The organism is Streptomyces sp. AM6-12, assembly GCF_044327085.1.
Lineage (GTDB): Bacteria > Actinomycetota > Actinomycetes > Streptomycetales > Streptomycetaceae > Streptomyces.
In genome coordinates this window covers 5,978,745-6,002,326 of sequence record NZ_JBIQWN010000001.1, presented here as the reverse complement: position 1 = coordinate 6,002,326, position 23,582 = coordinate 5,978,745, and the positions used below count along the sequence as shown (strand labels likewise).

Genomic DNA, 23,582 nt, shown 5'->3' with positions numbered 1-23,582 from the left:
GGTCGGTCCCCGCACCCTCACGCCTCCCCGCAGGCCTCCTCGAAGAAGTCCAGGTTCTCCTGGAGGGACTTCATCAGCCGGTCCCGCTCGGCGTCGTCCACCTGCACGGGTACGACCCCGGAGGCGCCGGTGAGCCTGCGGAAGCCGCCGCGCCGCTCCAGCCGGCCGTGCACCCGCACCGGGAGGCCGACGAGATGGGCGTGGCCCGCGATGCGGTAGTCCTCCTCGTCCAGGGTGACGCGGACGTGCGGCACCTCGGCGCCGGCGAGGACGCGCAGCCGTACGGTGCCCTCGCCGCGGGGGCCCGAGCGGCGCAGGCGCACCACCGCGCCGGTGATCCGCACGGGCACGGAGGGCTCGGCGTGCAGATACCGGGCCGCGGCCTCGCGCAGCACGGGCAGGTCGCCGGGGGAGAACTCGACGGGTTCGGCGCCGGGCGCGCAGCCCTCGGGGACCCCGGCGGCGGGTGCCCAGGCGACGGCGACCCCGGCTCCCTCGGTGCCCCGTACCAGCGCCCCGATCGCCTCGGTGAGTTCGCGGCTGACGCCGGCCTCGACGGCACCGTCGAAGGCGTCCATGCCGCCGGTGGCGCGCCGGTAGTCGATGGCCTCGCGGGCGGCGTACAGCGCCTGGTGGAGGCGGACGGCGAGCGGGCGGGCGACGGCCACGGGGGCGAAGGCGGTCAGCCGGCCGTCGTCCGCGGTGGGGCCGACGAGGACGTCGTCGAGGAGGGCGGTGGCGGCGCGGCGGTGGCGGGCGCCGTGGTAGCCGGCGCGGGCGTGGGTGGCGAGCGCGGCGGCGAGCAGCAACTGGCGTCCGGCGTCGCGTAGTTGCTCGTCGCGGCCCCAGGAGGCGACGCCGGCCGGGCCGTCCGGGGCGTCGCGCCACCAGTGGATCTCGTCGCTGGGTACGGCGAGGCAGATCAGCATCTCGCGGGCGGCGGGGGTGTCGCTGCGGGCGAGGGCGTCCAGGGCTTCGGCGAGGAGGTCGTCGCTGTCGGGGAAGTCGCGGCTCTCCGGGACCAGGAGACTGGTGGCGGTGCCGCCGGGTCCGGGCGGGGTCCAGCGGCCGTAGCGTCCGGTGGCGCCGCCACGCCGCTGCCAGCCGTGCCGGCGCAGCAGGGCGGCGAGCACGGTGGGGTCGACGTCGGCGGGGCGGGGTGCGCGGTGCCAGGGGAGGGCACCGGGGTCCGGCCGCTCCGCCGGCTCCTCGTGGGGACGGATCCTCATGGTCTGCCTCCCGTCCCGACGCGGGTCATGATCTCGCACAGCGCCCGGTCGTCGAAGATGCGTGTGGTCGGTATGCGCACGGTGGTCCGGTGCCGGCCGGTGAGGGGGTGGCCGGCCAGGTTGACCCAGTAGCAGCAGTGCCGCAGGTCGAGGCGGTCGTGGCCGGCGCGCAGCCAGTCGTCCTGGGTGCGCGGGACCAGCATCACGACGAGGATCTTGTGCACCGAGACGGGGGTGCGGGCGAGCTTGCGCAGATGGTCGTTGTCGAGGGTGAAGGAGAAGGTGCGGCCCGGCGGGTGGGGCGGTATCTGGTACGTGGCCTTCAGCTGGACCTTGATGGTGACCTCGTCGTCGACGGTGTGGCCGGGCGCGCTGTGGCTGACGTGCCAGTCGATGCCGTTGTCCGGGAAGGGCTGGGACAGCGAGCAGCCGGCCGCGGCGGCGACCGCGTGCAGGTAGCCGACCTGCAGTGTCTCCATGCAGGCGGTGGTGGCGAGCGAGCCGCGGACGGTGCCCGAGCGCTCGGGCAGCAGCCCGCTCCGCTCGGGCTGCACAGTGACCATGACGAACAGCCTTCCAAACCAAGGGTTTCCCCGCTGCGGGCTGCTGAACTGCAAAGACCCGTACTCCTGTTGTCTCCTCGCGGCGTACGGCGCAAACGGCGCGGGTATCACCAAACGGGCAGAAGACGGGACGTCATCTGCCGTGGGTGAACGAGGAGTTGGGTTGGGATGACGTACTGGTACGAAGGGCCGTTGGCCGCCTTCGACACGGAGACCACGGGTGTGGACGTCGAGACCGACCGGATCGTGTCGGCCGCGGTCGTGGTCCAGGACGCACCGGAGACCCTGCCCCGCGTCTCGCGCTGGCTGGTGAATCCGGGGGTGCCGGTGCCGGCGGAGGCGACGGCGGTGCACGGGCTGACGGAGGAGCACCTCCAGCGCAACGGGCGCTGGCCGGCGCCGGTGGTGTTCGAGATAGCCGAGCAGCTGGCGGAGCACGCGGCGCGGGGGCGTCCGCTGGTCGTGATGAACGCGCCGTTCGATCTGACGCTGCTGGACCGGGAGTTGCGCCGGCACCGGGCGTCGTCGCTGGAGCGCTGGTTCCCCTCGGTGCCGCTGCGGGTGCTGGATCCGCGGGTGCTGGACAAGCATCTGGACCGCTATCGCAAGGGGCGCCGCACGCTGACGGACCTGTGCGGGCACTACGGGGTGGAGCTGGCAGGGGCGCATGACGCGGCGGCGGACGCGCTGGCCGCGCTGGAGGTGGTCCGGGCGCTGGGCCGCCGCTTCGCCACCCGCCTCGAACGGCTCTCCCCCGCCGAGCTGCACGCCCTCCAGGCCGACTGGCATGCCGCCCAGGCCCGCGGCCTCCAGTCCTGGTTCGCCCGCAACGGCTCGGAGGAGACGGTCAGCACGGAGTGGCCCCTGCGACCGGAACTGCCGGCCGCGGCGTAGGGAACGGGGGTTGCGGCGTGGCGGACGGGGGTTGCGGAGGGGATGCCGGACGGCCGGTCAGGCCGCGCGCTCACCGCCTCGCCCGACGTCGTCGCGCCCGGCGCTGACACGGGCTGACACCCGGCGGCGCGGCGGTGCCGCTTCACCAGGAGCCGCCTCCGCCGCCCCCCGCGCCGCCGCCGACACCCGAAGAGGAGGAGCTGCCGCCGCCGCCCGAACCGCCGCCGGAGCCACCGCTGGACGACGGGGCTCTGGAGGAGGCCCTCGCACGGTCGAGGAGGGCGAGGGCGAGCAGGGTGTCCGGGCGGACGGGGCGGTGGGAGGGCTGACGGGTGGGGACGGTGGCGGCTGCCACGGCCGCGCGCCAGTGGTCGGCGAGGCCGAAGGAGACGGCCCAGGCGGTGCAGTGCCGTATCCGGTCGCGGTCGAGGGGTTCGACGTCGGGGAAGGCGCCGGGGTCGGCGAGGTAGCGCCGGAACATCTCGGCCCGTAGCCGCTGGGCGCTGCCCTCGGCGGTGCGCCGCTGGAGTTCCCAGGCGCGCCGGGCCAGTGCGAGGCCCGCGCCGAAGACGGCCGCGCCGGTGACGAGGAGGGGGCCGCCCACCGTATGGCGGCCGCCGCCGAGGGCCGCGCCCACCACGGCGAGGGCGAAGCCGAGCGGGCACGCGGCGAGGCCGGCGTACCGGCCGATCCGGGCGCGGCGCACCGAGGCCGCCTCCCACAGGCCCGACTCGGCCTGCCACCGGGCCAGATGACCGGCGAGTGCCTCCCAGCCCGCCCGGAACGCGGGGTCGTACGCCCCGAGGACGACCTCGCGGCGGCCGGCGAAGACGCGCTGGAAGACGTCCCTGGTGACCGGGTCGTACGTGCCGGGGCCGGCGCTGCGGCGGCGCAGCTTCGGCGCGTGCTGCTCGCCGGTGAGGTCGAGACGGCCGGCGGCGACGGCGTCGAGCAGCCACGCGGTCTGCTGCCGGGGCTCGATCCGTTCGGTGAGCAGGAGCCCGCCCTGGGCGGCGTTCAGTCCTGGTGGCGGTGTGGGGCCGGGCGTTCCGGGGTCGGTGTCCGGTGGCGCGGGGCGGTCGCGGCCGGCGAGGCGCAGCAGCCCGATCACGATCAGCGCGGTGGCGAAGGCGAGGCCCATGGCGTCGGCGGCGCTGCGCAGCGGGTGGGTCAGTGTGGTGCCGACGGCCTTGCCTGCGGGCGGCGCGGGCAGTCGGGCCGCGGCCTTTGGGGCGCCGTGTCCGCGTCCGGCGTAGAGGGTGACCCCTTCCTTGCCCTTGAGCCGGCCCAGCCTGACGGTGAGTTCGCCGGGTCCGGGGTGCTCCACCGGGCAGGGCCGCTCGGAGCCGTCGGTGCCGTGCACACAGCGCGGGACGGCGAGCGGGTACGGGGTGGCGACATGGATCTTCGACGCGGGAGCGGTCGACCCGCCAGCCGGTGCCGACCGCGTCCCAGGCCAGCCGGCCGTTCTTCACCACGTCCTGGAGCGTGTACTGGACGCGGTAGCGGTGCACCCCGGTGACGGCCCGGTCCGGGTCGCCGATCTCGATGCGGGTGGCGTTGTCCCGTTCGCCGTCCGCTTCCAGGTATTCGTCGCCCGCCGTGAGGTCCCAGGGGACGCGGTGGCCGTCCATGGTGGCGGTGACGCGGGCCTGGTCCTCGTCGTCGGGCAGGTCCGGCAGGTCGCGGTAGATGCCGTGCCGGTCCTGGTCCGGGTAGCCGAAGTCGTAGTCGATGACCTCGGTGATCCGTGCGCTGCCGTCGGCGGCGATCCGCGCCCCGACCCACATCGTGGTGACGCGTTCGGTGTTGAAGGTGATCTGGGCCAGCAGCACGGCGAAGCCCGGCACCAGTACGAGGAAGAAGATCGCGATCAGACTGCGGACGCGCGTCGCGCGCATCCGTGCGCCGGGTCTCGGTCCGTCCCCGCCGCGTGGCCCGCCCTGTTCCTTGTCCATGACGCCCCCCTGGCATCAAAAGAGCCGGTCCGCTATTGCGGACCGGCTCTTTCCCGGTGGGCGATACTGGGTTCGAACCAGTGACCTCTTCGGTGTGAACGAAGCGCTCTCCCACTGAGCTAATCGCCCGGGAACGCACTGAACAATACAGGTCCCGACGCCGATCCTTCAAACCGCTCCCAGGTGGCGCAGCAGTCCGCGCCGGCCGGCCCGCATCATCAGGCGGTGGTTGGCGCGGAAGACCGGGCGACAGGGCACGGCGAGGTGCCGGAGCAGGGGCTTGCGGACGTCGACTTCCTGCTCGTAGACGGCGAGCGTCCCGGTGCCCTCGGCGGTGACCGTCCAGCGCGCCCAGCCCTCGATGTCACCGCTCATGGCGATCTCCAGGATCCCGGCGACCGGGTCGCGGCGCCGCTCGTGCGCGGTGAAGGTCATGGCGTACGGCAGAGCCGAGCGGATGGTGAGGATGCCGGTGGTGTCGTCGAGCCGGGTCACCGAGCGCACCTGGGGCCACCAGTGGGGGTAGTCCTCGGGCCGTTCCAGCACGGCGTAGACGGCGGCCGGCGCGGCGGGCAGGCGCCAGGGGCTGTGGAAGCGGTAGTGGTTCCAGTCCATGCGCCGAGTCTGCCCGCGGCGGGGCGGCCGTCCGTGCCGCGGGCTGATTCGGGCTCAGATTACGTACTGCCGCAGGGCGTTGACGCCGGGCGGAATTTCCCCCTCCCGGCGCGGCGGCCGGGAAAATCCGCGGCTTTCCGGAAAACGCAGGGTACTTTCGGCCGGTTGCGCGGGAGCGGAACTCGAACCGCCGGGTGACGGTTCGTCACGGCTCATGAATACGACGACGGCCCATCCGCTCTTTCGCGGATGGGCCGTCGGTCCGGGGTGGGCGATACTGGGTTCGAACCAGTGACCTCTTCGGTGTGAACGAAGCGCTCTCCCACTGAGCTAATCGCCCGGGCGCAGGAAGAACATTACCCCATGTCAGCCGGTGCCTTCGACCAGCACCGGGCCGGCGGGCGGGCGGCACGGCGCGAGCGGCTCACCGGCCGTTGATCTTCCAGGGCGGCACGAGGCCGAACCGCCAGAGATAGATCGCGCCCAGCACCACGATGATCACGGCTCCGGTCACGGTCAGCGCGATGTTGCGGCGGCGCACCTCGGGTTCGAGGGCACGCTGTGCCGCCTCGGTGACCTTGCGTTTGGTCCAGCGGAGCACGACCTGGGCCCAGACGAACTCGGTCGCCCAGATCGCCATGCCGGCGAAGATCACCACCCAGCCGGGTCCGGGCAGCGGGAGCATGGCGACACCGGCGACCACGACCGCGAGGCCGATCACGAAGACGCCGGCCTGCCAGCCGCGGTGCAGCAGCCTGCGCGCCTTGACGAATTCCGGCGCGCGGGACCCGAGCCCCGCTTCGTCACTCCCCGTATTCATACCGACAACGCTACCCGAGTGATTCACCTCACCGGAATGGTCGTAGATCCGGTACGAGTTCTCGGCCGTAAGAGTGTCGTAAACACACGCAAAACCCTCAGAGGGGTTTACAACGGCACCGTAGGTGGCATGTCGATTTCGCCGACGTGCGAATCCCCGAGCGCACACTGAGCGAAAGGCCCTGGCGCTTATGAACACCACGGTCAGCTGCGAGCTGCACCTGCGCCTCGTTGTGTCGAGCGAGTCCTCCCTGCCTGTCCCCGCAGGCCTGCGGTACGACACGGCCGACCCCTACGCCGTGCACGCCACCTTCCACACCGGAGCCGAGGAGACCGTCGAGTGGGTGTTCGCCCGCGACCTCCTCGCCGAGGGGCTGCACCGGCCCACCGGAACCGGAGACGTCCGCGTCTGGCCGTCCCGCAGCCATGGTCAGGGCGTTGTCTGCATCGCCCTCAGCTCCCCTGAGGGGGAGGCCCTGCTCGAGGCGCCCGCGCGGGCCCTGGAGTCCTTCCTGAAGCGAACCGACGCCGCCGTGCCGCCCGGTACGGAGCACCGGCACTTCGATCTGGATCAAGAGCTCTCGCACATCCTGGCGGAAAGCTAGCCCGCCGCCCTTCCAAGCAGCCCGGCGCCGTCCACTCGGGGAGACGGCTCGGGCCAGGCCAACCGCATACGGCACGGGCCGGCGCCGTCACCGTGAGCGCTCACGGAACGGCGTCGGTCCGTCCCTGCGCGCCCCCTTGCCGCTCAGGCGGGCCCGGAGCGGGCGTACGGCGGCTTCCGGGAACCCCTGGCCCACCGCGGCGTTCCACGGGCAGTCGGGACCGGACGGAGCCCGTGCGGCGGGCGTTGTCGCTACCATCGGCCAGCATCGGCGGGCGCCTGCCCGACCCTCAGGCCAGGGAGCGATTACGTGCTGATCACCCATGACACCCGGTGCGCCCTCGACACCGTGGTGGATCTGGTGAACACCGCGCCGGAGGACGAGACGGCGCCGGACGGGCTGCCCGATGTCCCCACCCTCGCGGAGTTCGTCCGGACCCACGAGATCAGCGATGTCGGCGTGGTCTCGTCGGCCGATCTCTCGGCCGTGCGGGCGGTGCGGTCGCGGTTCGCGGCGATCTTCGCGGCCCCGGACGCCAGGAGCGCCGCCGGGCTGATCAACGAGTTGGTCGCGGCGGCGGGCACCACCCCGCGGCTGACCGACCACGACGGCTACGACTGGCACGTCCACTACTTCGCCCCCGGCGCGTCCGTGGCCGACCACCTCGCCGCCGACTGCGGCATGGCCCTGGCCTTCTTCGTCGTGGCCGGCGAGGAGGAGCGGCTGCGCCGCTGCGAGGCCCCGGACTGCCGCCGCGCCTTCGTGGACCTGTCCCGCAATCGCTCCCGCCGCTACTGCGACAGCCGCACCTGCGGCAACCGCCTGCATGTGGCCGCGTACCGGGCGCGCCGCAAGGAAGCGACCGGCTGAGCCGTCCACCCGAGCGGGTGAGATCCGGCCGGATCGGTGCCCGCTGTCCGGGTCGAGGGAGCGGCGGCGGTTCTCGGGCGACGTCGGTCCCGGCGGGTGGCGCCGGGACGGACGTGTACGGCTCACAGCAACAGCAGATCGTGCAGCGCAGCCATGAGGATCAGACACCCGATCACCGCAAGGAAGATCATCAGCGGTGGCTGGGAGAGGGCGAAGAGGCACCCGCGCGGCTCGTCCTTCGGCGGCGCGGCCTCGCTCTGTGTCGTATCCAGCATCTCGCGGCCGATGATGGCGCACGGACCAGCCGGTACGCGATCAGGACTCACGATCTTGCGGGAGTTCGCCGAATCCCGCGATCTTGCTTCCGGCTCGCTTCGGCTGATGAACGATTCCGGACATCCTCGGACTCACTGTGACGCTCCGGCGAGTCATGTGACTGTCATATGCCGTGCTTCTTGAGGATGGCCTCGATGTCGCTGAAATCGTCCCCGGACGCCGGGCTCGCGGCCTGTCCCTGCCCCTGTCTCCGCGACCTGCCCTGGCCCTGGCGCAGCGCCGGTGTGGAGGACGCGGGTGCCGTGGTGCCCGCGCGTATCGCCCCGGCGTCGGCCGCAGCCCCGCCTTGCGCTGCCGCCCTGCGGCGCTCGACCGCGCGGGTGCCGGCGAACAGCAGCCAGGCCGCGGCCAGGACGCCGAAGCCCGCCCAGGCGGCGGGGCTGAAGGCGGTGTGCGCGAGCCAGCCCACGACGCCGGTCAGCACGAGGCCGACGGGCACCAGGGCGTAGGCCGCGATGCGGGCCGCCGACAGGAAACGTCTGCGGTAGGCCGTGACCACCGCGATGCCCAGGCCCGCCGCGGACACGGCGGAGCAGACGGTCTCGGCAATCATCCGGTCCTCCAGGGCGGGCTCGGTCGGGTGGCAGGTCGGTGCGCGGTGGTGGCGGGCACAGCGGCATGGCCGACGTGCGGCGCTTCGTCCCTTCCATCCTGCACCGCCCGGCGCGTGCGGGGCCACGGTCCGGAGCACAGATCAGGGTGATCTCCGGGTCGCCTCCTCCTTCGGTGCAGGTGCGGTGCCGGTGCCGTGGTGGGCCGCTGTCCCTGAGGACCACTGCGGGGCCGGCCGCGCCGAGGTCCGATTGGGGCGGGCGTGGGTGGCCTGGAAGACTGGGGGTATGAGCGACTCCTCCCCCGTGCGCGCCGACGCCGTCGTCCTCGACGTCTGGTGCGAACTCCAGTGCCCCGACTGCCGTACCGCCCTCGACGACGTGCGCGCCCTGCGGGCCCGTTACGGCGACCGGCTGGACGTGCGGCTGCGGCACTTCCCGCTGGAGCGGCACAAGCATGCCTTCGCCGCAGCGCAGGCCGCCGAGGAGGCGCTGGCGCAGGGGGCCGGCTGGCCGTACGTGGAGGCCGTCCTGGAGCGGGTCGAGAGGCTGGACCGCGAGGGAGAGTCCTTCCTGGTCGAGGTGGCCCGTGAACTCGGCCTGGACGCCGAGGAGTTCGACACCGCGCTGATCGACGGACGGCACATCCTGATCGTCGACGCCGACCAGGCCGAGGGCAAGGCGATCGGCGTGACCGGCACCCCGACGTACGTCATCGGCGGCGAGCGGCTGGACGGCGGCAAGAGCCAGGAGGGGCTGCGCGAGCGGATCGAGGAGATCGCGGACCGGCTGCTGGGTGAGCAGGGCGCCTGAGAACACCGCCGAACCGCGATCCCGCGGAGCGGTGAGTCCAGGGAGCGGTGAGTCCGCCGGGCCCTGAGGGCGCCGAGCCCCGAGCCGCGAGGCCAGGCAGCCGCTCCGCGACCGGGGCCGAAGCCGGGCGCCGGATCGGCCGCCGGACACCGGACACCGGACACCGGACACCGGCATTGGGCAGCCCGCTGCATCGGGTACCGCCGGGTGCCGGGTATCGGGCTGCACCGGACACTGGGGGCTGGGCGTGGGGCGCCGAAGGCCGGGCGCACGGCACCAGTCCTCGGCCCTCCCGCCGTACGCTGCACGGCACTGGACACCAAGCCGCACCGCACCCCAGGGGCTGGGCGCCGGGACCACGGCACTATGCCCGGCCACCACGCCGCACCGCACCGCACCGGGCCCCAGGCCCCCGGCCAACCCGCCACCTGGCCCACGGCACCAAGCCCCAGCACCCCGCCGCGCGGCACTGGGGCATCGGCCGTCCCGCGGGGCCACGCCTCAGCCACCACCCCCATGGCACACGTCACCAGCCCCGGCCACCACGCCGCCCCGCCCCCGCCCCCGCCCCCGCCTACACCAGCGGCTTCGACAAGGAGTACGTCACCGTTTCGTAGCCGAGTGACGCGTACAGCCGTTCCGCCGGGGTGTTGCCCGTGAACACGTTGAGGGCGAGGAGGGGGCGGCCGGCGGTCAGGGACTGGTGTTCCGCGAGGAGCATCAGGGCCCGGCCGTACCCCCGGCCGCGCTCGGCCGGCTCGGTCTCGACGTCGTACACGTACGCCGTGTTCTCCCGCAAGGCCAGCCACAGTGTGCCGACCCGGGTTCCCGCGCGCTCCAGGACGCTGAAGACCATGTCCCCGGTCGCGAGCCCCCGCGGCAGCAGCCGGGCGTGGTCGGCGCGGGCCTTGGCGCGGGCGGTCTCCTCGGCGAGGCCCCGCTCGGCCCAGGTGCGGACGTACCGCTCGTGCTCGCGGGCCTGCCATGCCGTGAACTCCGCCTCGCTCATGGGGCGTTCGCGGAGGTCCGGCGGCAGCGCGGGCGGCGCGGCGGCGAGGTGCTTCTCCATGCCCCGGTTGCGCAGCGTGTAGCCGAGGGCGTCGAACAGCCGCAGCGCGGCGTCCGCCGAGGCCGCCGGTACGACCGTCTCGATCTGCCGGCAGCCCCAGCCGCGCGCCACCTCCTCCGCGGCGAGCGCGGCGATCGTCCCCCGGCCGCGGCGGCGGTCGGCCTCGGCGATCCGCAGCTCGTCGATGCGGGCCACCGTGTCGCCGAGGGCCGGCGAGGTGCCGATGCGGATCTCACCGGCGGGGCGGCTGTTCACGCACACCTGGTAGCGGCGCGAGCGCGTGCCGTCGGGGTGCTCCTGAAGCGGCTCGGCCGGCCGCAGAGTCGTGGTCATCGCGACTGTTCTACCCGCCCCGCGGCACCGCGATCGCCGTGATCACCGCACCGCGGGCGTCACCGCGGGTCGAGGTCCCCGGCCGCCCGCTCCTCGAAGATCCGCATCGCCTTGGCGGTCACCGGCCCCGGCGCGGCGGCGAGTTCCCGGTCGTCCACCCGGTGCACCGCCTGGATGTCGCGCAGGGTGGAGGTCAGGAAGATCTCGTCGGCGCGGTCCAGCACGTCGAGCGGCAGATCGGTCTCCTGGGCGCCGGTCCATTCGACGGCGAGGGCGCGGGTGATGCCGGGGAGGCAGCCGGAGGCGACCGGCGGGGTGTGGATCTCGCCGTTCAGGACGACGAAGACGTTCGAGCCGGTGCCCTCGCACAGGTGGTCCGAGGTGTTGGCGAACAGGGCCTCGGAGGCGCCCTGTTCGTGGGCGCGGGCGAGGGCGACGACGTTCTCGGCGTAGGAGGTGGTCTTCAGGCCGGTCAGCGCGCCGCGCTCGTTGCGGGTCCAGGGGACGGTGATCACGGCCGTGCTGTCGGGGCGGCGGGTGGTCTCGCCGAGGGCGACCACGAGGGTCGGGCCGTGCGCGCCGCGGTCGGAGCCGAGGGGGCCGTGGCCGCCGGTGTAGGTGATCCTCAGTCGGCCGAGCGGCATCGGGTTGGCCCCGAGCACGGCGGCGCACGCCTCGCGGATCTCGTCGTGGTCGGGGTCGGGCAGCCCGAGGCCGCGCGCCGAGCGGGTCAGCCGGTCGAGGTGCCGGGTGAGCGCGAACGTGCGCCCGTCGGTCGCCTTCACCGTCTCGAAGACGCCGTCGCCGACGGTCAGCCCGTGGTCGAACACGGAGACGCGGGCGGCATCCGCGTCCCGGAGCCCGCCGTCCAGCCAGATCTTCATGCGCATGCCTCTCCACTCGCCTCGTACGACCCCGACGCTACCGCGAGTAGCCGGGACGCCTTCAGTTCGGTCTCCCGCCATTCCCCCTCCGGGTCCGACCCCCAGGTGATGCCGGCGCCGGAGCCGAAGCGCAGGACGCCCTCGGCGCGGTCGATCCAGAAGGTACGGATACCCACGGCCAGCTCGGCGGTGCCCCGGTCGGCGTCCACCCAGCCGATGCCCCCGCAGTAGGGGCCGCGCGGTACCGGTTCCAGGGCCTCGATGATTCGCAGGGCGCTGGACTTGGGCGCGCCGGTGACCGAGCCGGGCGGGAAGGCGGCGCCGAGCAGCTCGGGCCAGCCGGCCCCGGTGCGCAGCTCGCCGCGGACGGTGGAGACGAGGTGGACCAGACCGGGGTGTTTCTCCACCACGCACAGGTCGGGCACGGTGACGGTGCCGGTGGCGCAGACACGCCCGATGTCGTTGCGGACCAGGTCCACGATCATCACGTTCTCGGCGTAGTCCTTCTCCAGCAGGTCCGCCTCGGTGCGGCCGGTGCCCTTGATGGGCCCGGACTCCACGGTGCGCCCGGCGCGGCGCAGGAACAGCTCCGGGGAGGCGGTGGCGATCTCCACGCCGTGCGCGGGCAGGCGAATCGTTCCTGCGAACGGCGCCGGGTTGCCGCGGGCCAGCAGGGCGGTCAGGGCGTCCACGTCGGCGTCGGGGGCGATCGGCGCGCTGAGCACCCGGCAGAGGTTGGCCTGGTAGACCTCGCCGGCCGCTATGTGGGCGCGGATGCGGCGGACGGCCGCGGTGTAGGCGGCGCGGTCCAGGGAGCTGGTCCAGTCCCCCACCGCGGGTCCGTGCCAGGCGCCGGGCGCCGGGGCGGGCACCGGGGCGTGCCGTACGTCCGCGAAGCGTGCGCAGGTCAGCCTGCCCTCGAAGTCCGCGCAGACGGCCCAGAAGCCGGTGGAATCCAGGGCGGCGGGATCGCTGGTGACGTCGAGGAGGCCGGTGGCGAGACGGTCGCCGAAACGGGCCAGCGGGGGAAGGCCGGGAGCATGGTGGAGCACGTGCCCGAGTCTAGGTGGGTGTCGTGGAGGTGACTCCGGGATGTCCCGGAGGGGGCCCTGACCACCGGGTCCGCCGGGCGCACCGCAGCACGCTGCGCAAACGCGTTTTTGTACTGGCCCGGGAATCCGCTAGAGTTCAACACGTCGCCGGGACGCGGAAGCGGACCGAAACGACAAGCGGACGTAGCTCAGTTGGTAGAGCGCAACCTTGCCAAGGTTGAGGTCGCGAGTTCGAGCCTCGTCGTCCGCTCGAAGGAAGAAGGGGTCATCCCGATCCCCTACACTCCTGGTGGAGTGGCCGAGAGGCGAGGCAACGGCCTGCAAAGCCGTCTACACGGGTTCAAATCCCGTCTCCACCTCCAAGGACGATTAGCTCAGCGGGAGAGCGCTTCCCTGACACGGAAGAGGTCACTGGTTCAATCCCAGTATCGTCCACTGGATCCCCGGTCCGTCCGGAGGTCCGCGGGTCTGTCGAAGATCCATCCTGCGCGATTAGCTCAGCGGGAGAGCGCTTCCCTGACACGGAAGAGGTCACTGGTTCAATCCCAGTATCGCGCACTGGCTGTGATCCCCGGATCACCGTCCGCGGACGATTAGCTCAGCGGGAGAGCGCTTCCCTGACACGGAAGAGGTCACTGGTTCAATCCCAGTATCGTCCACACACCGAGAAGCCCCCGGCCGTTTCCACGGCCGGGGGCTTCCGCGTGTCCTCAGCTGGAGAACAGCATGTGCGTGAAGCTCCGGTGGTGACGGTCGTGGTGGCCGTGATGACCGTGGTGCCCGTGCTCGTAGTGACCACCGCCGTGGCCGCCGTACGGGGCGCCCCAGGCGGGCGCGGACGGGGCCGGGTACCCCTGCGGGGCGGCGGGCGGGGCCGGCGGGGCGGGCTTGGACCACTGGGACTCCAGCTGGGTCAGCGCCTCCAGCTCGCCGTAGTCGAGGAAGATGCCGCGGCACCCGCCGCACTGCTCGATCTGGACGCCGCTGCGGTTGTACGTCTGCATGGGTGCGTGGCACTTCGGACACTGCATCGTCGGCTCAACTCCTCGCCGGTCGGTACTGCTTGGTGTTTCCCCTGCACAGACTCCGTTTCGCCGCGCGTGGTTGCACCGTCTTACCGAAGCCTCCTGGGTCACCGGGCGGGCATGCGGGCGCAGGCGTCGGCGACGGACTGCTCGACCTCGTCCAGCGGGCGGTCCGCCGCCAGCGCCTTGGTGATCGCCAGGGCGGCCGTCTGCACGGTGAGGGCGCGGGCCGGGATGTCCAGGGCGGGCCAGGGGTCGCCGGTCACGGGGACGGCCGGCCCCCCGGCCTCCCGGTAGGCGGTGAGGAAGCGGGTCCACTGCTCGGGCGGGAGGAGGCCGCAGGCGTACCAGGCGGCGGGGCGGGCGAGGTCCCAGGCGGGGACGCCGAGCCCCAGGTCGTCCACGTCGATCAGCCGCCAGGGGCCGTCGGGGGCGGGGTGCCGGACGAGCTGGCCGAGGTGGAGGTCGCCGTGGCAGAGGACGGCGGGCCCTGGCATCGGGGCCTCGGCACGGGCCCACGCGGGGAGGGCGGCCCAGGCCGCGAGGACGGGGCGGGCGGCGGGGTGGGGGCGCCCGGCCAGGGCGGCGCGGAGCCGGGTGACGGCGCGGGCGGCCTTGGCGGGGCCGCGCATCGGGGGGAGCGCCGGGTGAGGGGTGCTGCGGTGCAGCCGGGCGAGGAGGGCGGCCACGGCTTCCCAGGGGGCGGCGGCGGGGGCGTCGGGGTCCACCGGGGCGCCGTACGGCCAGGTGGTGACCAGGCGGTCGCGCAGTTCTTCCGTGGTGGGGGTGAGCGGGGGCAGGAGGACGCCGGGGAGCTTGGCGGCCGTTTCGAGGCGGCGGGCCAGGTGGGCGGGGTCGGTGCCGGGGGCGTGGGCCTTGACGACGGTGTCCCCGAGACGGAGGACGGTGGCGTCGGGGCGGTCGGCGAGGGTGGTGGGAGTGCCGGTGCCGGCGGCGCGGACGTGTGCCGTGAGCACGGGGAGGATGGTCACGGGGCCTCGGGAGGTCGGGGGTGGGGTGAGGGTTACGACGGTGGGGTGGGGATGCTGGTTGCGGTAAGGGGGTGCTTTGGCTGGGCGGGGGTGGGTTTCGCTCGCCCGCGCTGACGGGGTGCCGGGCAGCGGCGCCACGCAGGCAACGGCAGTGCACCCGGGGGCGCGGGGAACTGCGCGACAAGCCACGGCGGGGCCGCACCCGCGCGACGGCCGTAGCCGCAACGGCGAGCAGGCGTCCGACCGAGCACCCGCAGGGCACCCGCAGGGAACGGCGATGCCGGCGCAGCTCCCCAGCTGCGCCGGCATGTGTGCCGTCCGCCGCACCCCCGTCCCCACGGGGTTTCATGGGTCGATGTCCCCGCCCGAACCGCTCTTTCGGGCCTGGGGTCGCCGCTCAGCGCCCCAGCATCGCACCCACGGACGACGCCTGTGTGGCCACCGTCTCCCAGCCGTCGAAGACGAGCAGGAGCAGGGCCGCCAGGGGAAGGGCCATGAGCGTCGCCACCAAGGGGTGGCGGCGGCCCGCGCGGCGGGGTGCGAACGCGGGGCGTCGCGGTGCCGGGTGGGCCATGGTCCCTCTCCTGACCGTCTCGTGTTGTCCTACGGCGGCGAGTGTCCGACCTCGGGGGACGAGCGCTGCACCCGCCGCTTGACCTCAAATCTAGGCGCGGGGCGCGAACCGGGCGTCATGCCCTCGTACCGATTGCCGGGCCTCCCGGAGGATGAGCCGCCGGCCGCGGTCTACTCCCCAGGGTGGAGAGCGGGCCCCACGTATCGGGGTCTTCCCTGAGGGGTCGCCCGCCGTGTCGGGCATGTCGGACGCGGGCGGCGTCCCCGAACGCGTGACTTCGATCACTCGGGGCGGTCACGGGGCGGGGGCCGGGCGCGGTGCGGGCACCGGTCGGCGACGGGCGCGGCGGGGCGTGGGCGGCGGGTCGCCGGAAGGGCGGGGAGGGAGGTGGCCGCTGGTCGCGGTGGGATCAACCTCCTTTCGGACGCGCCCGGTTGACGGTGACGGTCGGTCAAGAGGAGTCGAGGTGCTGGGGTCCTGACCGCGTTTCACCTCACCGGCGTGGCGCGCACAATCCGTCGTGCCCAGAGGGCGCGGCCTCTGCGCGCACGCGGCTCGGGAAACGTAAGCTGTGCCACGTCAGAGGGACCGGGCAGCGGGGATGAACATGGCGATGATGCGCCTGAGGCGCGAGGACCCGCGCGTCGTCGGCTCGTTCAGGCTTCACCGACGGCTCGGCGCGGGCGGGATGGGCGTGGTCTACCTCGGCTCCGACAAGAAGGGCCAGCGGGTCGCCCTGAAGGTGATCCGGCCTGATCTCGCCGAGGATCAGGAGTTCCGCTCGCGTTTCGCGCGCGAGGTCTCCGCGGCGCGTCGTATCCGGGGTGGTTGCACGGCCCGGCTGGTGGCCGCCGACCTGGAGGCCGAGCGCCCCTGGTTCGCCACCCAGTACGTCCCCGGACCCTCGCTGCACGACCGGGTCGCCGACGAGGGCGCGCTCCTCGCGGCCGACGCGGCGGCGATCGGCGCGGCGCTGTCCGAGGGCCTGGTCGCGGTGCACGAGGCCGGGGTGGTCCACCGGGACCTGAAGCCCTCCAACATCCTGCTGTCCCCCAAGGGGCCGCGGATCATCGACTTCGGCATCGCCTGGTCCACCGGTGCCTCCACGCTCACCCATGTGGGCACCGCGGTGGGCTCCCCCGGCTTCCTCGCCCCCGAGCAGGTGCGCGGCGCGGCCGTCACCCCGGCCACCGACGTCTTCTCGCTGGGCGCGACCCTCGCCTACGCCTCGACCGGCGACTCCCCCTTCGGGCACGGCAGTTCGGAGGTGATGCTGTACCGGGTGGTGCACGAGGAGCCGCATCTTCAGGGCGTGCCCGACGCGCTCGCCCCGCTGATCCGGGCCTGCCTCGCCAAGGACCCCGAGGACCGGCCCAGCACGCTCCAACTGTCGCTGCGGCTCAAGGAGATCGCGGCCCGTGAGGCCCAGGGCCTGACCGAAGTACGGCCGCCCTCCCCGCGCGCGGCGGAGGCGGACCGGCCCACTGGGAGGCTCGTCGACACCTACCCGGAACCGCAGCGCGCCGCGCGCCGCCCGGCCCCCGGCACTCCGCCGCGCGGTGCCGCGCCCCGGGGCGGGATGCCCTCGCGGGGCGGCGGGCGTGGTGGCGGAACCTCCGGGCGTCCGGGTGCGCCGCGGCCCCCCGAGCAGCGGGGCGCCGGCCCCCGTCCCACCGGCGGCGCCCGCCCCGGCACCCGTGGCGGCGCCCGGCGCCCGGCCCCGCGCACCACGAAGACCGGGCTGCGCCCCGCCAACCCCCGGCTGCTGCGTCAGCGCCTCACCGTCTTCTTCGTGGTGACCCTGCTCGTGGCCCTCGGCATCGCCCTGGCCCAGGGCTGCCAGGGCCCGGCTCGGGGCCTGGGCGGCGGGTTCGGGGGTGTGTCCGGCGGGAACGGCGTGACGGACGTACGGCAGTCGTGGCAGATGCCGGTCGAGCGCGCGGGGGCGGCCGGGCAGGCGCGGCCGTACGACGACCCGTACGGGTCCTCCCTTACCCGCCCCGGCGCCGGAGCGTAGGAGAGAGTCCCGCTCAGCCCTGCGGGCGTCCCGTCGCCACCGCGTAGAAGGCGACCGCGGCCGCCGCGCCCACGTTGAGCGAGTCGACGCCGTGGGACATCGGGATGCGGACCCATTCGTCGGCGGCGACCAGCGCCTGCCGGGACAGGCCGTCGCCCTCGGCGCCCAGCATCAGCGCGACCCTGTCCATGGTGTGCGGGGCGGCCTCGTCCAGGCTGCGGGCCTTCTCGTCCGGGGTGAGGGCGAGCAGGGTGAAGCCGGCCTCGCGGACCTGCTCCAGTCCCTTCGGCCAGTTCTCCAGGCGGGCGTACGGCACCGAGAACACCGCACCCATCGACACCTTGACGCTGCGCCGGTACAGCGGGTCGGCGCAGTCGGGCGAGAGCAGGACCGCGTCCATGCCGAGGGCGGCGGCGGAGCGGAAGATGGCGCCGATGTTGGTGTGGTCGTTGACCGACTCCATGACCACCACGCGGCGGGCGGAGCCGAGCAGTGCGGCGGCGGTCGGCAGCGGCTTGCGCTGCATGGAGGCGAGGGCGCCGCGGTGCACGTGGTAGCCGGTGACGCGCTCGGCGAGTTCCGGGCTCACGGCGTAGACGGGGACGGACAACTCGTCGATGACATCGCGCATGACGTCGATCCACTTGGCCGAGAGCAGCATGGAGCGCATCTCGTAGCCGGCGTCCCTGGCCCGGCGGATGACCTTCTCGCCCTCGGCGATGAACAGTCCCTCGGCGGGCTCGCGCTTGCGGCGCAGCTCGACGTCGGTCAGGTCCGTGTAGTCCGACAGGCGCGGGTCGTCGGGGTCCTCGACGGTGATGAGATCGGCCACGGGGTGATACTGCCTTGTCCTGGTGGGGTGCCAACGGCTGGGTAGAGGTGCGTTACCCGAGGTTACGCGTGTTCACGGGGGATCGGCCGGTGACCGGGGGGTATTCGGTCAGCCGGCCGGCGCGGGGCCCTGCGTCACGACCTCGCCGATCACGATGACCGCCGGGGGCTTCACGTCCTCGGCGCGGACGGCCTCGGCGACCGTGGCGAGGGTGGCGTCGACCCGGCGCTGCGCGGCCGTCGTGCCCTCCTGCACCAGGGCGACGGGGGTCTTCGGGGACTTGCCGTGCGCGACGAGCGTCTCGGCGATCTTCCCGATCTTGTCGACGCCCATCAGGATCACCAGCGTGCCGGTGAGCCTGGCCAGGGCGGCCCAGTCGACCAGCGAACGCGCGTCGTCGGGGGCGACATGGCCGCTGACGACCGTGAACTCGTGGGCGACGCCCCGGTGGGTGACCGGGATACCGGCCGCGCCCGGCACCGAGATGGAGCTGGAGATGCCCGGTACGACGGTGCAGGGGATGCCGGCCTCGGCGAGCGCCTGGACCTCTTCCATGCCCCGGCCGAAGACGAAGGGGTCGCCGCCCTTGAGCCGCACGACCGACTTGCCCTGCCTGGCGTGCTCGATCAGCGCGTTGTTGATGGCCTCCTGGGCCATGTAGCGGCCGTACGGGATCTTCGCCGCATCGATCACCTCGATGTGCGGCGGGAGTTCGGCGAGCAGGTCGCGCGGGCCGAGCCGGTCGGCGATCACGACGTCCGCCTCGGCGAGCAGCCGGCGCCCGCGGACCGTGATCAGGTCGGGGTCGCCGGGCCCGCCGCCGACCAGGGCGACGCCGGGGGCGCGGGTGCGGTGGTGGGGGGCGACGAGGGTGCCGTCGCGCAGGCCCTCGACGACCGCGTCACGGATGGCGGCGGTGTGCCGGGGGTCGCGGCCGCGGGCGTCCGTGGTGAGGACGGCGACGGTCACGCCCTCGCTGGTGCCGGTGGCGGGGGTCCAGGCGGTGGCCCGGTCGGCGTCGTCGGAGCGGACGCACCAGACGCGGTGCCGCTCGGCCTCGGCGGAGGCGGCGGCGTTGGCGGCGGGGTCGCTGGTGGCGATGAGGGCGTACCAGGCGTCGGCGAGGTCGCCGTCCTCGTACCGCCGCCGGTGCCAGGTCAGCTCGCCGGCGTCCGCCATCGCCTCGACCGAGGGGGTCGCCTCGGGAGAGACGAGGACGATGTCCGCGCCGGCCGCGATCAGGGCGGGCAGGCGGCGCTGGGCGACCTGTCCGCCGCCGAGGACGACCACGCGGCGGCCGGACAGGCGCAGCCCTACGGGGTAGGCGGGGTGTTCGGCCATGGCTCCTCCGGGGGCGTTGGGTGGCCCTGACGTGCGGATTTTACGGTCCCGGAGGGCGCGGACGGGACGGGTGTCCGGGGGGTGGGCAGGCGCGGCCCGGTGGGACAGGGGTCCGGGATGGGCGGGTGCGGCCCGGTGGACGGTATCTGGGGGTGGGCGGGTGCGGCCCTGGTGGACGGGTGTCCGAGGGTGGGCGGTGCGGCCCGGTGGACGGGTGTCCGAGGGTGAGCGGTGCGGCCCGGTGGACGGGTACAACCACCGGGCCGCACCCGCCGGGCCGCGTCCGGGACCGCGGTGCCGTGGCACCTACTTCTCGGTGACCCCCGCCGAGTCGAACGTGGCCACCTCGTGCATCGCTCTCGCCGCGCTCTGCACCAGCGGCAGGGCGAGCAGGGCACCGGTGCCCTCGCCGAGCCGGAGGTCGAGGTCGATCAGGGGGCGCAGGCCGAGCTTGTTGAGGGCCGCGACATGGCCCGGCTCGGCGCTGCGGTGCCCGGCGATGCAGGCCGCGAGGACCTCGGGGGCGATGGCGCGGGCCACGAGGGCCGCGGCACCCGCGCTCACGCCGTCCAGGACGACCGGCGTCCGCAGGGACGCGCCGCCGAGCAGCAGGCCGACCATCGCCGCGTGCTCGAAGCCGCCGAGGGCCGCGAGGACGCCGATGGGGTCGGCCGGGTCCGGCTGGTGGAGTTCCAGGGCGCGGCGGACCACCTCGGTCTTGCGAGCCAGCGTCTCGTCGTTGATGCCGGTGCCGCGGCCGGTGACCTCGGCCGGGTCGGTGGCGGTGAAGACGGAGATCAGCGCGGCGGACGCGGTGGTGTTGGCGATGCCCATCTCACCGGTGAGCAGCGCCTTGTTGCCGGCCGCGACCAGATCGCGGGCGGTCTCGATGCCGACCTCGATGGCGGCCTTGGCCTCCTCGCGGCTCATCGCGGGCCCGGCGGTCATGTCGGAGGTGCCGCCGCGGATCTTGCGGGGCAGCAGGCCGGGGGTGGCGGGCAGCTCGGCGGCGACACCGACGTCCACGACGCACACCTCGGCGCCGACCTGGGCGGCGAAGGCGTTGCAGACCGCGCCCCCGCCCAGGAAGTTGGCCACCATCTGGCCGGTGACCTCCTGGGGCCAGGGGGTGACGCCCTGGGCGTGCACGCCGTGGTCGCCCGCGAAGATGGCGACGGCGGCGGGCTCCGGGATCGGCGGCGGGCACTGCCGGGACAGGCCCGACAGCTGTGCGGAGATGATCTCCAGCATGCCGAGCGCGCCGGCCGGCTTGGTCATGCGCTTCTGACGCTCCCAGGCCTCACCGAGGGCCTTGGCGTCGAGCGGGCGGATCTGGGCGACGGTCTCGGCAAGCAGGTCGTGGGGTTCCTCTCCGGGCAGCGCACGGCGGCCGTACGTCTCTTCGTGCACCACCCAGGACAGGGGGCGTCGCTTGGACCAGCCGGCCTGCATCAGCTCGGGCTCGTCCGGGAATTCGTCGACGTACCCGACGCACAGGTAGGCGATGACCTCCAGATGCTCGGGCAGGCCGAGCGCGCGCACCATCTCGCGCTCGTCGAAGAAGCTGACCCAGCCTACGCCGAGGCCCTCGGCGCGGGCGGCGAGCCAGAGGTTCTCCACGGCGAGCGCGGCGGAGTACGGCGCCATCTGGGGCTGGGTGTAGCGGCCCAGGGTGTGCCGGCCGCCGCGGGTGGGGTCGGCGGTGACGACGATGTTCACCGGGGTGTCGAGGATGGCCTCGATCTTCAGTTCCTTGAACTGCTTCGCCCGGCCCTTGGGCAGCGACTTCGCGTACGCCTCGCGCTGGCGCATGGCCAGTTCGTGCATGGTGCGCCGGGTGTCGGCGGACCGGATGACGACGAAGTCCCAGGGCTGCGAGTGGCCGACGGAGGGCGCGGTGTGCGCGGCCTCCAGGACGCGGAGCAGCACCTCGTGCGGGATGGGGTCGCCGCGGAAGCCGTTGCGGATGTCGCGGCGCTCGCGCATCACCTTCAGCACGGCCTCTCGCTCGGCCTCGTCGTAGCCGGGGGCGGCGGGGCCGGTGGCCTGCGGCGCGGGCGCCGGTGCCGCCTCGGCCGGGGTCTCGCCCTGCTCGACGGCGGGCTCCGGGGCCTCGGCCCGCGGTACGGCCTCGGCCTCGCGCGGCGCGGGCACGGTGGCCTGCGGCGCGGCGCCCTGCACGGGCAGGGCGAGCGGGTGCGGCGGGGTCGGCGCGAGCTGCGGCGCGTTCGGCACCTGCCCCTCCACCGGCACGGACTCCCCGGCCGGCTCCTCGGGAGCCTGCTCCAGGGGAACGGCGGGCGCGGGCACGGCGGTGTCCACCGGCTCGGGGGCCTGCGGGACCGGGGCTTCGGCGGGCGCCGGAGCTTCGGCCTGCGGCTGGATGGGGGCGGCGGGGGCCTGCGGGTGTGCGGGCGCTTCGGCGGGGGCCGGTTCGACGGCCTGCGGCTGTACCGGGGCGGCTGCGGGGGCCGGTTCGGCGGCCTGCGGCTGCGTGGCCTCCGCGGTGACGGCGTCCGCCTGCGGGTCGGTCGCCACGGCGGCGACCGGCGCCGGGGTGGCGTCCGCGGGCTGCTGGGGGGCGGCGGGTACGGCGGGGTCGCTCGCCGGGACGGGCTCGGCGGCCGGAACCGCCTGGCCCGTCGGGTCCTGAGCCGCCGGCTGCGCCTGCGCCTCGGCCGGGGGCTCCGGCTGCGCGGGCTGCTGCGGCTGCGGGGCGCTGGGCGCGGGCGGGGCCACCGGGGCGTCCTGGACCACGGGCTCCACCGGCTGCGGGCCCTGGACCTGCTGCGCGTCCGGCGCGGGGGCGGCGGAAACCTCGACCGCTTCGACCGGCGCGGCCTGCTCGACCGGGACGGCCACGGGCTCGGCGGGGCCGACCGGCTGGGCGGCCTCGGCGGCCTCGGCGGCGACGGGCTCGACCGGCTGGACCACCTGGGCGGGTTCGGCGGCGACGGGCTCGACCGGCGCGGCGGCCTGCGCGACCTCGACGGCCTCGACCGCGATCGGCTCGGTCTGCTGGGCGGCCTCGACGACAGGGGCCACCGCGTCGGGGGCTACGGCGTCGGGGGCCTGCTGGGCGTCCGACACGGGGGCGGCGACGGCCTCGACCGGCTGGGGCGCCTGGGCGGCCTCCGGTACGGGCTCGACGGCGACGGGCGAGGTGGCCGGTACGGGCTCGGCAGCGACCGGCTCGACCTGCTGAGCGGCCTCGGCGACCGGCACGGCGGCACCGGGAGTCTGGACCTCGGCCTGCGCGGGCGCACCGGCCTCCGGCATGCCGTCCACGGGCGCCGGGGCCTCGGCGACCTGCGCCTCCTGGACCTGCGGCACGGGCGCGCTCGCTTCCGTGACCTCGGCGACCTGGTCGTCCGGTGCCTGCACGGGCTCCGCGGCGACCGGCACGTTCTGACCGGCCACCGGCGCCGCCGCGCCTTCGGTCACCATCTGCTGGGAAACCTCGGGTGCGGGTACCTGCGCGACGGCCTCGCCGGCGGCGGCCTCCGCCGTACCGGCGACCGCCGGATCAACCGTTTCCGCACCCGGCACCTGCTCCGCGACCGGCGCCTGGGACACCTCCGCCGCGACCGGCGCGGCGTCCGGAATCCCGGCGGCGACCGGCGCGGTCTCCGCCGCGTCCGGTACCTGTCCGGCCACCGGCGCCGCCACCGCCGTACCCGCCGGGGCCGCGCCCCAGGGGGCCGCGCTCTGCGGGCCCATCTCCCGGAGCGGCTGGGCGTCGAGGTACTCGGGGCCGCGGTCGGCGAGGGAGCGGACCGGTCCCGCGGAGGCGCTGGGGATGGGCGGGCCGAGATGCAGCGGACGGCGCGGCGCCGTGGTCTCCTGCGCGGACGGCAGGCGTACGCCGTTGAGGTCCACGGACCCCGTGTCGCGGCCGGAGGCTTCGTGGACGGCCTCGACCACCGGCTCCGGGGCGGGCGGCGGCACCTCGTTGCCCCATGCGCCCTGGGCGCCCGGCAGCAGCAGGTCTTCGTCCTCGGCGGGGGCCTCGGAGAGGTAGGTGTACGCGCCGTGCGCGGTGACGCCCGGCTGCTCCACCATGCCTGCGCTCTCCGGCTGCCCCTCGCCCGGGACCTGGCCGGTGTCGGTCATGCGTACCCCTCGCCCAATCGGTTAGTGCTCCTGCGACCAGCTCACCCGGAACGGCACACCGACCGCCCCGTAGTGAAGAACGAGCGTGCGTGCCCAG

At 74.4% G+C, this 23,582-nt stretch carries 21 protein-coding genes, 7 tRNA genes and 1 pseudogene; 10 read left to right on the top strand and 19 right to left on the bottom strand.

Annotated elements, in window-relative coordinates; all coding sequences use genetic code 11:
- Positions 1 to 17: 17 nt before the first annotated feature.
- Positions 18 to 1,229: a hypothetical protein gene (locus tag ACE4Q9_RS27365; RefSeq protein WP_397986881.1), complete on the bottom strand. Its 1,212-nt coding sequence runs from the start codon at positions 1,227 to 1,229 to the stop codon at positions 18 to 20.
- Complete coding sequence (locus tag ACE4Q9_RS27360; RefSeq protein WP_397986880.1) at positions 1,226 to 1,792, bottom strand: DUF4365 domain-containing protein; 567 nt, start codon at positions 1,790 to 1,792, stop codon at positions 1,226 to 1,228. Before ACE4Q9_RS27360 ends, ACE4Q9_RS27365 begins: the two co-directional genes overlap by 4 nt.
- Positions 1,793 to 1,960: 168 nt before the next feature.
- Here ACE4Q9_RS27360 and ACE4Q9_RS27355 point away from each other — a divergent pair, with 168 nt between their 5' ends.
- Positions 1,961 to 2,686: a 3'-5' exonuclease gene (locus ACE4Q9_RS27355; protein WP_397986879.1), complete on the top strand. Its 726-nt coding sequence runs from the start codon at positions 1,961 to 1,963 to the stop codon at positions 2,684 to 2,686.
- Between the two features lie 142 nt (positions 2,687 to 2,828).
- On the opposite strand, the gene ACE4Q9_RS27350 is transcribed toward ACE4Q9_RS27355, so the two are convergent.
- The 6 genes and pseudogenes from ACE4Q9_RS27350 to ACE4Q9_RS27325 all read right to left on the bottom strand — a co-directional run bounded on the left by ACE4Q9_RS27350 (position 2,829) and on the right by ACE4Q9_RS27325 (position 6,079).
- Positions 2,829 to 4,049 (bottom strand): DUF2207 family protein, encoded by a 1,221-nt coding sequence (locus ACE4Q9_RS27350; protein ID WP_397986878.1) that lies wholly within the window; start codon positions 4,047 to 4,049, stop codon positions 2,829 to 2,831.
- 106 nt (positions 4,050 to 4,155) lie between these two features.
- Positions 4,156 to 4,476, bottom strand: a pseudogene (locus tag ACE4Q9_RS27345) (DUF2207 domain-containing protein); the annotation flags it as partial.
- A gap of 225 nt (positions 4,477 to 4,701) precedes the next feature.
- Positions 4,702 to 4,773, bottom strand: a tRNA-Val gene (locus ACE4Q9_RS27340).
- A 39-nt stretch (positions 4,774 to 4,812) separates the two neighbouring features.
- Positions 4,813 to 5,259 (bottom strand): SRPBCC family protein, encoded by a 447-nt coding sequence (locus tag ACE4Q9_RS27335; RefSeq protein WP_397986877.1) that lies wholly within the window; start codon positions 5,257 to 5,259, stop codon positions 4,813 to 4,815.
- Positions 5,260 to 5,527: 268 nt separating this feature from the next.
- Positions 5,528 to 5,599: transfer RNA gene (locus ACE4Q9_RS27330), tRNA-Val, on the bottom strand.
- Positions 5,600 to 5,683: 84 nt separating this feature from the next.
- Positions 5,684 to 6,079 (bottom strand): TIGR02611 family protein, encoded by a 396-nt coding sequence (locus tag ACE4Q9_RS27325; protein WP_397986876.1) that lies wholly within the window; start codon positions 6,077 to 6,079, stop codon positions 5,684 to 5,686.
- A gap of 190 nt (positions 6,080 to 6,269) precedes the next feature.
- On the opposite strand from ACE4Q9_RS27325, the gene ACE4Q9_RS27320 reads away from it, so the two are divergent.
- Complete coding sequence (locus ACE4Q9_RS27320) at positions 6,270 to 6,683, top strand: SsgA family sporulation/cell division regulator (protein ID WP_004002642.1); 414 nt, start codon at positions 6,270 to 6,272, stop codon at positions 6,681 to 6,683.
- Positions 6,684 to 6,992: 309 nt separating this feature from the next.
- Positions 6,993 to 7,553: a CGNR zinc finger domain-containing protein gene (locus ACE4Q9_RS27315; RefSeq protein ID WP_397986875.1), complete on the top strand. Its 561-nt coding sequence runs from the start codon at positions 6,993 to 6,995 to the stop codon at positions 7,551 to 7,553.
- A gap of 122 nt (positions 7,554 to 7,675) precedes the next feature.
- Here the strand turns inward: ACE4Q9_RS27315 and ACE4Q9_RS27310 are convergent, their stop codons facing one another.
- Positions 7,676 to 7,828 (bottom strand): hypothetical protein, encoded by a 153-nt coding sequence (locus ACE4Q9_RS27310; protein ID WP_164932512.1) that lies wholly within the window; start codon positions 7,826 to 7,828, stop codon positions 7,676 to 7,678.
- Between the two features lie 164 nt (positions 7,829 to 7,992).
- Positions 7,993 to 8,442, bottom strand: coding sequence for a hypothetical protein (locus ACE4Q9_RS27305; RefSeq protein WP_397986874.1), 450 nt, complete (start codon positions 8,440 to 8,442; stop codon positions 7,993 to 7,995).
- 286 nt (positions 8,443 to 8,728) lie between these two features.
- Between ACE4Q9_RS27305 and ACE4Q9_RS27300 the strand changes: the two genes are divergently transcribed.
- Entirely contained in the window at positions 8,729 to 9,253 is a 525-nt protein-coding gene (locus ACE4Q9_RS27300; RefSeq protein ID WP_397986873.1) for a DsbA family protein, read from the top strand.
- Between the two features lie 574 nt (positions 9,254 to 9,827).
- Here the strand turns inward: ACE4Q9_RS27300 and ACE4Q9_RS27295 are convergent.
- Genes ACE4Q9_RS27295 through ACE4Q9_RS27285 form a run of 3 tightly spaced genes read right to left on the bottom strand, consistent with a single transcriptional unit; the run spans position 9,828 to position 12,591 of the window.
- Positions 9,828 to 10,655, bottom strand: a complete 828-nt coding sequence (locus ACE4Q9_RS27295) for a GNAT family N-acetyltransferase (RefSeq protein WP_397986872.1) — start codon at positions 10,653 to 10,655, stop codon at positions 9,828 to 9,830.
- A gap of 59 nt (positions 10,656 to 10,714) precedes the next feature.
- Positions 10,715 to 11,539, bottom strand: a complete 825-nt coding sequence (locus ACE4Q9_RS27290) for an aminotransferase class IV (protein WP_397987346.1) — start codon at positions 11,537 to 11,539, stop codon at positions 10,715 to 10,717.
- The gene (locus ACE4Q9_RS27285) at positions 11,536 to 12,591 is read right to left on the bottom strand and encodes a chorismate-binding protein (RefSeq protein WP_397986871.1); all 1,056 of its coding nucleotides are present in this window, start codon (positions 12,589 to 12,591) and stop codon (positions 11,536 to 11,538) included. The genes ACE4Q9_RS27290 and ACE4Q9_RS27285 overlap by 4 nt, the downstream gene beginning before the upstream one ends.
- Before the next feature lie 177 nt (positions 12,592 to 12,768).
- Between ACE4Q9_RS27285 and ACE4Q9_RS27280 the strand changes: the two genes are divergently transcribed.
- The 5 genes from ACE4Q9_RS27280 (at position 12,769) to ACE4Q9_RS27260 (ending at position 13,250) form a co-directional block, all read left to right on the top strand.
- Positions 12,769 to 12,841, top strand: a tRNA-Gly gene (locus tag ACE4Q9_RS27280).
- Positions 12,842 to 12,879: 38 nt separating this feature from the next.
- Positions 12,880 to 12,953 (top strand) — tRNA-Cys (locus ACE4Q9_RS27275).
- A gap of 1 nt (position 12,954) precedes the next feature.
- Positions 12,955 to 13,026: transfer RNA gene (locus tag ACE4Q9_RS27270), tRNA-Val, on the top strand.
- Between the two features lie 51 nt (positions 13,027 to 13,077).
- Positions 13,078 to 13,149: transfer RNA gene (locus ACE4Q9_RS27265), tRNA-Val, on the top strand.
- Positions 13,150 to 13,178: 29 nt separating this feature from the next.
- A tRNA-Val gene (locus ACE4Q9_RS27260) sits at positions 13,179 to 13,250 on the top strand.
- A 51-nt stretch (positions 13,251 to 13,301) separates the two neighbouring features.
- Here ACE4Q9_RS27260 and ACE4Q9_RS27255 read toward each other — a convergent pair.
- The 3 genes from ACE4Q9_RS27255 to ACE4Q9_RS27245 all read right to left on the bottom strand — a co-directional run bounded on the left by ACE4Q9_RS27255 (position 13,302) and on the right by ACE4Q9_RS27245 (position 15,182).
- A complete protein-coding gene (locus tag ACE4Q9_RS27255; protein ID WP_397986870.1) occupies positions 13,302 to 13,622 on the bottom strand; it encodes a zf-TFIIB domain-containing protein in 321 nt (106 codons plus the stop codon).
- Positions 13,623 to 13,723: 101 nt separating this feature from the next.
- Complete coding sequence (locus ACE4Q9_RS27250; protein WP_397987345.1) at positions 13,724 to 14,602, bottom strand: phosphotransferase family protein; 879 nt, start codon at positions 14,600 to 14,602, stop codon at positions 13,724 to 13,726.
- A gap of 403 nt (positions 14,603 to 15,005) precedes the next feature.
- A complete protein-coding gene (locus ACE4Q9_RS27245; protein WP_397986869.1) occupies positions 15,006 to 15,182 on the bottom strand; it encodes a hypothetical protein in 177 nt (58 codons plus the stop codon).
- Positions 15,183 to 15,783: 601 nt separating this feature from the next.
- Between ACE4Q9_RS27245 and ACE4Q9_RS27240 the strand changes: the two genes are divergently transcribed.
- Positions 15,784 to 17,199, top strand: a complete 1,416-nt coding sequence (locus tag ACE4Q9_RS27240; protein ID WP_397986868.1) for a protein kinase — start codon at positions 15,784 to 15,786, stop codon at positions 17,197 to 17,199.
- A gap of 13 nt (positions 17,200 to 17,212) precedes the next feature.
- Here the strand turns inward: ACE4Q9_RS27240 and ACE4Q9_RS27235 are convergent, their stop codons facing one another.
- From ACE4Q9_RS27235 to cobT, 3 genes are all read right to left on the bottom strand, one after another.
- Positions 17,213 to 18,031, bottom strand: a complete 819-nt coding sequence (locus ACE4Q9_RS27235; protein WP_397986867.1) for a TrmH family RNA methyltransferase — start codon at positions 18,029 to 18,031, stop codon at positions 17,213 to 17,215.
- A 108-nt stretch (positions 18,032 to 18,139) separates the two neighbouring features.
- Complete coding sequence (gene cobA / locus ACE4Q9_RS27230) at positions 18,140 to 19,372, bottom strand: uroporphyrinogen-III C-methyltransferase (RefSeq protein WP_397986866.1); 1,233 nt, start codon at positions 19,370 to 19,372, stop codon at positions 18,140 to 18,142.
- Positions 19,373 to 19,678: 306 nt separating this feature from the next.
- Positions 19,679 to 23,485, bottom strand: coding sequence for a nicotinate-nucleotide--dimethylbenzimidazole phosphoribosyltransferase (cobT, locus tag ACE4Q9_RS27225; RefSeq protein WP_397986865.1), 3,807 nt, complete (start codon positions 23,483 to 23,485; stop codon positions 19,679 to 19,681).
- Between the last annotated feature and the right edge of the window lie 97 nt (positions 23,486 to 23,582).